The sequence below is a fragment of the Micromonospora sp. 067-2 genome, assembly GCF_046549295.1.
Lineage (GTDB): Bacteria > Actinomycetota > Actinomycetes > Mycobacteriales > Micromonosporaceae > Micromonospora.
Map to the genome: position 1 here is coordinate 1 of NZ_JAJPWB010000017.1, position 6,533 is coordinate 6,533.

Sequence of the window (6,533 nt, forward strand, 5' to 3'; positions counted from 1 at the left end):
TGGCCAGTGGTGAGGAGTTGGCGCGGGCGGAGGATTTTGGTGAGTTTTTCCGGGTGCCGGTTGATGATCGGGATTTGAACTACGCCTTGTATGTGACTGAGGGTGAGATTGGTGGGGGGCCTGTTGATGACTTCAACTCGGCTAATGCTCCGCGTCTTGGTGTGCCGCAGGTCGTGGAGTTGTTGTTGACGTTGCCCGAGGTCCGCGCGGAGTTGGCCACCCGAGACCCCGCCCTCGCATGATGCCGGTCCGGTCCATCGGCTGGCGGCGGCGGGGGATGGACCGTTCTCACCTACGCATTGCCGGCCCATCACCGGCACGACTCCACGTTCGTTGGCTCGTTCAGTGAGTAGTGACTTTCAGCCGGGCCTCAGCTCCGGACCACGGCCGTGAACTCCACCCGACGCGATCTCGTCCGGGATGGTTACGCATCAAACTATGTGGAGGTTTGGCGAGTGGAATCGCACATTCCCCTCCGTGTCGACTCGCGGCTGTCCAGTGTGGGCCGCGCCGCGGAGGGACCAGGCGGGAGCGGGCTCTGGTGAACGCCGTCGACGACATCACCGAGGGTCGGCACCGGTCGCCGGTCGGAACTCCCCGTGCGTGGCAGCTCTCGGCGTCACAGCAACCTGACCAGGGTCCGTTCCGATCAGCGGAGAAGAATCGCGGCGCACCGGGATCTCCAACGGCCCCGTGGCTTCCGCTTGTGCTGGCCCTGGTCTGGATGCTCGGCACGTTCGGGGCGTTCTGGCTGACGGGACTGGCCCACGAGGTCGACAACCCCGGCCAGCTCTGCATCTTCGTGTTCGGGGCGACAGCGCTCTTCGCCGCTGGCTACGCGGCGCAGATGTCGCGTCGTCCGTCCCCCGTGGTTGCCCCGACCCATTCCGTCGACCGGCTCCGACGAGTGCGTCAACTCGTCCTCGCCAGTGCGGTCTACTACGTCATCCTGAGCGTGACCCGGCTTGCGGAGTTCGGCGCGACCGGCCCGCAGAGCGTGTGGGCGAGCATCCGAGCTCCCGCGACCGGCTATCTGAACAAGTTCGATGTCTATCAACAGGGCGTCGCCAACACGAGCCCCTGGACCACGATCCTGTTTCCCCTCGGCATACTCAGCGTGGCTCTGGTGCCACTGATGGTGGTTCACTGGCGAAGTCTGTCCGGCGGGCTACGGCTCGCAGGTCTGGTCGGAATCACGCTGCACATGGCGTTCTACCTCTTCATCGGCACCACGAAGGGCCTCGGCGACGTCGTCATCATGCTGGCGGCGGGGATGCTGATCGCTCGGGCTTCGGTACGGCACCGGCGTCGGGCCCGCTCCCGACGCCGGCGAATGCTCGTGCTGGGCGCCGCCGCGTTCGCGCTCCTGGTCGCCTACATGATCCACAGCCACGCTGCGCGGGCGACCGAGTTCGGTACCACGGGTGCCCTGGTACAGGTGAACCCCACAGTGGAAAGGTTCGTGGGTGCGCCGGTGGCCGAGGGCATCGCCGACGTGATCGGCTATCCGACCCATGGCTACCTCGGGCTCTCCTACAACCTGCAACTGCCCTTCGAGTGGTCCCGTGGTCTCGGCAGTGCGCCGTCCGCGGCGATCTTCGCCGAGCAGACGTTGGGGGAGGACCTGTCGGATCACCCGCCCTACCCCGACCGGACGGAGCACGAGAAGGGGTGGCCGGCGCGCATGTACTGGGCCACCATCTACCCGTGGCTCGCCTCGGACCTCACGTTCCCCGGTGCGGCGTTGTTCATGGGGCTGGTCGGCTGGCTCTTCGCCGGCTCGTGGCGGGCGGCGGTGTCCTCACGGCGGGTGGTCCCGACACTGATGTTCGCTCAACTCTGCATCCTCATCGTCTACGTGCCGGCGAACAACCAGCTCGGGATGGCGCCGGAGTCCATCGTCGGCATGGCCACGCTCCTCGCGCTCTACGCGATGCAGTCGCTCGTCGGCGGCCACCGCCCGCTGCGAGCGGAGCAGAACCGCCCGCTGCACTCCTGGCAGTGAGTGCGGCGCGCCGCTGACGGACCAGCCCGGCCGGCTTCAGTCCCAGTTACGGAAGAAACTGCCGAGAGGCTCCGCATAGGCTCGGTAGTCGAACGATTCGAGCGCCTGGCTCCGTGCGGCCTGTCGCATCAGGCTCCGCTGTGCGCCGCTCAACCGCGCCGCCGCACGGAAGGCCGCGGTGACCTCGGCCAGGGTGTGGTCCGAGCAGATCAGGCCCTCCAGGTTGGGGTGCAGGTATCTAGCCATGTCGCTGGTGAGGTTGGCGATCACCGGTGTGCCGCTGGCCAGGCTCTCGCAGAACTTCGTCGAGAAGCCCGCGTCTGCCGCCCGCTCCGGCCGGCGGACGAGGACGCTGAAATCCGCCTCCTGCAGGGCACCCGCCACCTCGGCCTGCGGCAGACGACCCAGGCACCGGACCCCGTCCGGCAGCGCTCGGCCGTCGAACAGATTTCGTACGTCGTTGCCCGTCGGGCCGTAGACGCGCAACTCGACACTCGCGCCCTCACGCTGGACGCGACCCACCGCCTCGATGACGGTGCCCAGGAGGTCCTTCCTGTTGCCGTGCGGGTTGCCGGCGTAGACGAGCCTGAGGGGGGCCGAGTCGTCCACCGTCTGCCTGGCGTCCACGGTCAGGTTCTTGACGTCGAGGGTGGGTGGCACCCGCAGGATCGGCTTACCGGCGCGCTGATAGTGGTTCTCGAGGTAGGAGCTGATCGCGATGAGACCGTCGCAGCGAGGGTAGTAGTGGTGGAGGGCGAGCTTCATGCTGGCGTGCAGGGGGCCGAAGTAGCCCCCGCGTACGTGTCGTCCGTTGAACCAGTCGACGACATCGACGATCAGCGGCACTCTGTTGCGGCGGCACCACCGCTGAAGATGAAAAATGTACTGGGCCTGGCCGCCGTGCACCAGAACGTGGGACGGCCTGGTCGGCTGTTCGTCCAGCCACCGGACCGTCCGCTGGCCCCAGCGCAGCAGGGTCTGTATCGAGCTACCGAGCGGCCCGGCGCCCGGCGGCGGCTTTTCCGCCAGACCGATGTAGGAGACCGAACCCGGTCCGTCGATGCCGTGGAGCGCCGTCGTGGTGAGCGGTTCGGGACCGCCGCCGGCCACCACCACGTCGTAGCCGGCAGCGGCCAACGACGCCACCAGGCCAAAGACCCGCCGCGATCCCGCCTCACCCCAGGGAAACAGGAACGGACCCGCACAGGCGACCCAACGTGAACGGCGTGTCATCGCAGTACCTCAGCTCGTTTCTAGGCCAGTTGCCTGCGGGTGACCTCGGGAACGGCGGATTCGGCTCGTGCCGCCGATCGCAGGGTCGCGGCGAAGCGCGCGGCCACGCCGTCCTTCGCGTGTTCCTGTCGTGCGAACTCGATCCCGTTGCGGGCGAGCCTCTGCCGTAGGGCAGCGTCCCGACAGAGTTCACTCAGGCCGCGGACCAGCGCGGCGGTGTCGGTCGTCCCGACGATCACGCCAGCGTCGGCCTCCCGGATGTGGTTCATCGAGGCCACCTCGGCGGGTCCGTAGCCGAGGATCGGACGGCCCGACGCCAGGTACTGGGGGATCTTGGTGGACACCGAGTAGCGGGTGTAGCGGCGGATTTCCTCGTCGAAGGACTCGATGTGCACGAGAACGGCCGCGGAGTGCAGTGCCGCAGGCACCTCGTCGCTGGTCAACGACGGCCCGAGTCGTACCCGCCCCAGGTGGGCGAAGTGCCTGCGGTACTGGGCGAGGTCCCTCTCCGGGGCGTGGATGGTGAGCCGTACGGGCAGGCCGGCCTCGGCCACGCTGTCCAGGGCGGCACCGATGTCGCGGAGCGACTGCCAACGGTTGAGGTGCAGGGCGCCGACGTAGACCAGCTCCGTCACGGGTTGCTGGTCCGACGTGTCGTGGGGCGTGGCGAAGAAGGTCTCGTCGACGCAGTTCGCGAAGGCGCTGAACGGAATGCGGTAGCGCCGGCCGTACTCCTGCGCCATCGGCTGACTGATGACCATGCCGAGCGGAGCGAGGCGGATGAGCCTCGCGACCGCCTCCTGAACCGCCCGGTCGGCGCGTCCGAAGAGTTCACCGTTGTCGTACAGGGTCGCCGGCCAGTCGTCGGTGAAATGCGGCACGACCGGTACGCCGCACGTGCGCGCCGCGAGACCGGTGATCTTCGTCAGCCGTACGCTGCCGAGCATGGAGTAGACCAGATCCGCTCGGAAGTCGCGCATCCATTCGGTCAGCTGCCGGGGAACACGGATCGGACTGAGGTCGGCGGTGGCGCGCAGCTGCGCGTACGCCTTGGCCATGCCGGGTCGATTCTCTGCCGCCGCCTGTACGGCGGCGATCGGCCGACTCTGTTGCAGAGGCGTGTGGCCGTTCCACCCGAGCATCCGCATGGAGTAGTACTGGATGGGGAGGTAGTGGTCCTTCGGCGGAAAGTGGAAGAAGTTCTCGCACACTTCCGTCGACGGCGCGATGTTGCCGGTGTAGACCTGCCCGAGGCGGTCTTTCGGCCAGCCGGAGAAGAGGTTCGACAGAGTCATGGCGGTCCCGCTGACACGACTGAAAGGCGTGTGGCTGACCACCAGGACCCGCGGAAATTCCTCGTCCAACAGCATCAGTTCATCGCCTCTCTCAGGTGGACCGCAGAGTCAGTGCCCGGCGGTAACCGAAAATTGCGGCCGGGACGACCGTGACGGTGTATGTGACGACCGCTACGTATGGCGCTGCAGATACCCCGAACCAGTGCACACCGTACAACTTGCCAATGACGGACAACGGTAGGTACAGCAGATAGCCCCACAGTTGTGGGCGTACGACTCCGGCCGCGTTCTGCACCATGAATCGCGGAGAGATCGCGGCCAGTACGATCCACCAACAGGCGAAGCCCAGCAGCAGAGAGCGATTTCCGATCGGAATCGGGAGCCACGCGGCGAAGAAGGCCTCGCCGAAGATGACCAACAGGGTCGACGGCAGCAGTGCGATGAGCGTGGAGACGATCGTCATGCGCCGAACCGTCCTGCGCACCCAGTCGAGGTCCCCCCGCGCGAGAGCTTCGCCGTGCATTGGCCACAGCGGCTGGTTCACCAACGTCACCAGAGCGCCGAGTTGGGTGAACAGTCTCGCCGGCACCGCGTACACCGTGACGCTGGCCAGGCCCAGGACGTGGGCGATGATCAGTGGATCGGCATTGTCCGCCAGAACCATCACCAGCGTCACCAGGAAGAACAGGCCGCCGAGGCCGAACAGGTCGCGGATCCCGCGCCCGTCGATGAACCTCGGGCGGGGCGCCAGCTGCGGCAGGCGTCGTCCGAACGTCCACGCCGTGTTGGCGATGTTGACCAGTAGCGGGCCGACGGCGATGCAGGCGATGACAGCGATCGGAGGAAGCTCCAGAAACACCGCGCCGAGCGCGAGTGGCAGCGACAGTGCGCTCGCGGTCGCCTGCCAGACGTTGCTGGCCGCCACCTGTTGGTACGCGTACTGGACCCGGGCGACCAGCGACAGTGGAATGTTCAGCAGAAATGCGGTCAGGCAGATCATGGCGACGAGGTGCGCACTCCTCGCCGCCTCCCCGGTGGCGTTGAAGAGCAACGACCAGGGAACGAGCCCGCCGAAGAGCCAGAGCAGGCCGCACAGCGGGAGCGCCACGCCGCAGACCGCCGCGTAGGCGCTGGAGATGTAGCGGCGCGCGGTGTCCGTGTCGCCGTCCACCCGGCAGGGCGCGAGTCTGGTCATCAAACCGAGACCAACGCCCAGGTCCGCGAAGGCGACCATCCCGGTGACCGCCAGGACCGCGGCCCAGAGCCCGTACAGGTCCGTGCCGAGGTACGACAGGGTCACGGGCAGGAGGACGAGCGGTACGAGGGCGCTGACCGCCCGACTCAGTGCGGCGGTGGCGATCCAGGACAACAGCCGTCGACCGCGGCTCGGGGTCGGGACAGCCGGGACGATCTGCTCGGGTCGCTCAATCGTCTGGACGGACCGTTCAGGTCCGGGTGCCGCGATGACAGGCCCGGCGCCTGCGGCTCCCGCTCCCGGTGCTGCTGCGTCCGGATGCCGCTCGAACCTGTTGTCGGGGGCCCGCATTCCTCGGTCCTATCGATCTGCGGCGAGCACCGGAGCGACGCGCCTGGCGATGCGGGTGCCGCGACGCGGCCTCGCGCTGGGCTTACTCCCGGGCATAACTGCTGGTGAGGGCATTTGGGTGCGGGGTGGTGCCGGCGACGACCGTTCGACTGGCTGTGCCGGCCGACGGGTCGGCGCCACGTGGACGCCTGCACGGATCCCCGGCACGCGCGGGGCGCGGCTTCTGGAGTGCGTGAGCAACTTAGCCCAGTATGTCTGTCTTGTGAGATATCTCGCTTGATCATGCTGCTTGCCGCTAACGCGGGCAGTGCAGGTCGTTTGGGGCGTTTCCTGGGTGGTTGTGGGGTCGTTGCGGGTGTGTTGGGGCGGGTCATCGGTGTGTCGTGTGGTGAAACGTGGTCGGTGTGGATTGGTGACGTTGAGGAGTGGTGTTGACTTTTTCGGCTGCTGGGCG

Annotated in this window: 4 protein-coding genes and 1 pseudogene; 2 read left to right on the forward strand and 3 right to left on the reverse strand. The window is 67.3% G+C overall.

The window, feature by feature from the left end; all coding sequences use genetic code 11:
- Window positions 1-242, forward strand: a pseudogene (locus ACLJN9_RS30455) (UDP-glucose 4-epimerase); the annotation flags it as partial.
- Between the two features lie 464 nt (window positions 243-706).
- Window positions 707-2,005 (forward strand): hypothetical protein, encoded by a 1,299-nt coding sequence (locus ACLJN9_RS30460; RefSeq protein ID WP_410815145.1) that lies wholly within the window; start codon window positions 707-709, stop codon window positions 2,003-2,005.
- A gap of 36 nt (window positions 2,006-2,041) precedes the next feature.
- Here the strand turns inward: ACLJN9_RS30460 and ACLJN9_RS30465 are convergent, their stop codons facing one another.
- From ACLJN9_RS30465 to ACLJN9_RS30475, 3 genes are all read right to left on the reverse strand, one after another.
- Complete coding sequence (locus tag ACLJN9_RS30465; RefSeq protein WP_410815147.1) at window positions 2,042-3,238, reverse strand: glycosyltransferase family 4 protein; 1,197 nt, start codon at window positions 3,236-3,238, stop codon at window positions 2,042-2,044.
- A 20-nt stretch (window positions 3,239-3,258) separates the two neighbouring features.
- Window positions 3,259-4,533 (reverse strand): glycosyl transferase family 1, encoded by a 1,275-nt coding sequence (locus ACLJN9_RS30470; protein ID WP_410815148.1) that lies wholly within the window; start codon window positions 4,531-4,533, stop codon window positions 3,259-3,261.
- Between the two features lie 91 nt (window positions 4,534-4,624).
- Window positions 4,625-5,902, reverse strand: coding sequence for a lipopolysaccharide biosynthesis protein (locus tag ACLJN9_RS30475; RefSeq protein WP_410815149.1), 1,278 nt, complete (start codon window positions 5,900-5,902; stop codon window positions 4,625-4,627).
- Window positions 5,903-6,533 lie beyond the last annotated feature (631 nt).